Below are 1,496 nucleotides of genomic sequence, written 5' to 3' on the forward strand. Positions count from 1 at the left end.
CTATAACTGTACTCAGTTTAGCGTCGGGATATAAGACGGGCGGTGACGATTACATCTTTGAGTGATTCTTTCCTACGGAAAGACAAAGAAAAGATGTATGAGGAATCGCCAAATATTTTCCGGATTTTGTTTACTGCGATGTGTAGATAGTAGTAAGATAGAAAAACCAAGGAGGTGATATTGAGTGTTACACAAAGCCATACAGGTTCGTTTATACCCAACAACTGAACAACAGATACTGTTAGCTCAGACGTTTGGGTCTGCTCGTTGGTGGTGGAACTATGCGCTAAATAAGAGCATTGAAGTTTACAAACAAACAGGCAAGGGACTTGGGCAAGTAGCACTCAACGCACTATTGCCTAAGCTCAAAAAAGAAAAAGATACTGAATGGTTGGCTAATTGTTATAGTCAGGTTTTACAAGCTACAACACTGAATCTAACCACTGCATACAAGAACTTTTTTGAGAAACGTGCTGGCTTTCCTAAATTCAAATCTAAGCATGGAAAACAGTCTGTTCAATATCCTCAAAACGTCAAAGTTGTAGATGGCAATGTAAAACTTCCAGGTAACATCGGGATAGTTAGAGCCAAGATCCATAGACCGATTGAGGGGAAAATCAAGACCGTAACTATTAGCAAAACTGCATCAGGTAAATATTTTGCATCTATCCTTACTGAACTAGAAGGAGATAATCCTACTACGACAGAAGGAAAGATTTATGGGATTGACTTAGGATTGAAACACTTTGCTGTTGTGACCGACGGTGAAAAGGTTTCTAAATATGACAACCCTAAACACATTGCCAAACATGAGAAGAATCTCAAGCGTAAGCAACAAAAGCTAGCGCGTAAACAAAAAGGAAGTCATTCAAGACACAAGCATAGAAAAGTTGTTGCTAAGGTATACGAACGAGTTAGTAATTCACGGCAAGATTTTCTACATAAACTTAGTTATAAGTTGGTCAGCGATAGTCAAGCTGTCATAGTAGAAAATCTTCATGTCAAAGGCATGGTTCGTAATCATAACCTGGCAAAAGCAATTTCTGATGTTGGCTGGGGAATGTTCACTAATTTTCTAGCCTATAAGCTAGAACGCAAAGGTGCAAAGTTAGTTGAGATCGATAGATGGTTTCCCAGTTCTAAGCTCTGCTCTAATTGCTTCTATCAAGTCAATGAAATGCCACTAGATGTTAGGGACTGGATTTGCCCGAACTGTGGTACTCATCACGACCGTGATGGAAATGCTGCTATCAACATTAGAGCAGAAGGAATCAGAATGCTAAAGGTGAGCCAGTGCGGACGCCACATGCCTGTTGTCGGGAAACCCTCCCGCAGCAGTGGCTCGTCTTGGGGTCTCCCCAAGTAGAGCAACTGGCGAACCCGTAAGGGCGGATGGTTCAGCCGTCTCTGCTGTAGGAGGGGAAGTAAGACCAAAGATGGGGCGAAAGTCTCATCTGAGGCATTCCCCCGTGATTACAGAAGCCCACGCTGTACCC

At 42.2% G+C, this 1,496-nt stretch carries 1 protein-coding gene; it reads left to right on the forward strand.

Annotated features, from left to right (window positions below; all coding sequences use genetic code 11):
* Window positions 1-184 precede the first annotated feature (184 nt).
* Window positions 185-1,366, forward strand: coding sequence for an RNA-guided endonuclease TnpB family protein (locus DP117_RS35190; protein WP_339381217.1), 1,182 nt, complete (start codon window positions 185-187; stop codon window positions 1,364-1,366).
* Window positions 1,367-1,496: the final 130 nt, after the last annotated feature.

Source organism: Brasilonema sp. UFV-L1, from assembly GCF_012912105.1.
Classification (GTDB): Bacteria; Cyanobacteriota; Cyanobacteriia; order Cyanobacteriales; family Nostocaceae; genus Brasilonema.